The sequence below is a fragment of the Arcicella sp. LKC2W genome (genome assembly GCF_034931005.1).
GTDB lineage: Bacteria > Bacteroidota > Bacteroidia > Cytophagales > Spirosomataceae > Arcicella.
Window position 1 is genome coordinate 1 of sequence record NZ_JAYGIN010000072.1, and the last position, 1,070, is coordinate 1,070.

A 1,070-nucleotide genomic window follows, 5' to 3' on the forward strand; every position below is an offset into this window, starting at 1 on the left:
ACATAAGTAATTAGACAAATTGAATGTTAAATTTCTTACCTACGTTATCAAGTATTGTTTTTAGATTCCTTTTGAGTCTATCGAATGACAAGTAAGCATTAAATTCAAGCCACTCGTATTTAATCTTTCTCCACAGAATCTCAATAAGATTAAGTTCGGGGGAATAGGTTGGCAAGAATAACAGAAATAAATCATTCTCTACACGCCATTTTTCTATATTTGACATAAATATTTTACTTTTATGAATCGGTGCATTATCCATGATAACGACTGTCTTTTTGGTGGTTTTAAGGGCAAAATCATTGAATATTTCCGTTAGTTTTTCGCTATTAATACTTGCTTCTGAATAGTAATGGATGAGTTGATTCTTTTTGGAGAAAAAGCCTGCTACATTAATCTTTTTACTTCTTGCAGTGGGTATTTCAATCGTTTCACCCTTAATTTGCCAAGCGTAAGGAACACAAGGAGTTAGACAAAAATGGCTTTCATCGTAATAGAATACATCAAGATAATCTTGGTTTGCAAGGGATTCCAATTGTTCTATCGGGCGGCGTACCGCCTCAGCCTTTTTACAAGCAAACTCAATTGGATTTCGTTTGGCTTTAAGCGATTTACGAACCCTACGCCATGTGAAACTCAACTTTTTTTATATACCGATGTAAAGTTCTAATGGATATGGTTAAAGAGTAATTCTCAATGAGTTCTGCGATTACTCCATTCAAGTTCCGAGGATGTTTTTTGACTAAGTCTTCAATCACTTCTAATGGAATATCTTTTAGTTTTGCTTTACGACCAGTGCCAGGTTTATGTAAAATACCAATACAACCACCTTTGTCCCATAAATCAAACCACTCATAAATGGTTTTAGGAACAACGTCAAAATAGAGACATAATTCTTTTACCTTAGCTCCTTTGTGCGACATTAAAAGACATTTTATCCTATTTCGCAAAGGTTGACTAATCGTGGCTAACTCCATGGATACGAGTTGCTGTATTTCTTCTTCATTGAGCTTGATATAACGCATAGACGAAGATATGAAAAATATACTTTTATTATGACAGATTACTTA

2 protein-coding genes are annotated in these 1,070 nt (G+C 34.0%); both read right to left on the reverse strand.

The features are described from left to right. Nucleotides 1-10: 10 nt before the first annotated feature. Entirely contained in the window at nucleotides 11-640 is a 630-nt protein-coding gene (locus tag VB796_RS23720) for an IS630 family transposase (protein WP_323349077.1), read from the reverse strand. After that, nucleotides 621-1,025 (reverse strand): helix-turn-helix domain-containing protein, encoded by a 405-nt coding sequence (locus VB796_RS23725; RefSeq protein ID WP_323349078.1) that lies wholly within the window; start codon nucleotides 1,023-1,025, stop codon nucleotides 621-623. The genes VB796_RS23720 and VB796_RS23725 overlap by 20 nt, the downstream gene beginning before the upstream one ends. Nucleotides 1,026-1,070: the final 45 nt, after the last annotated feature.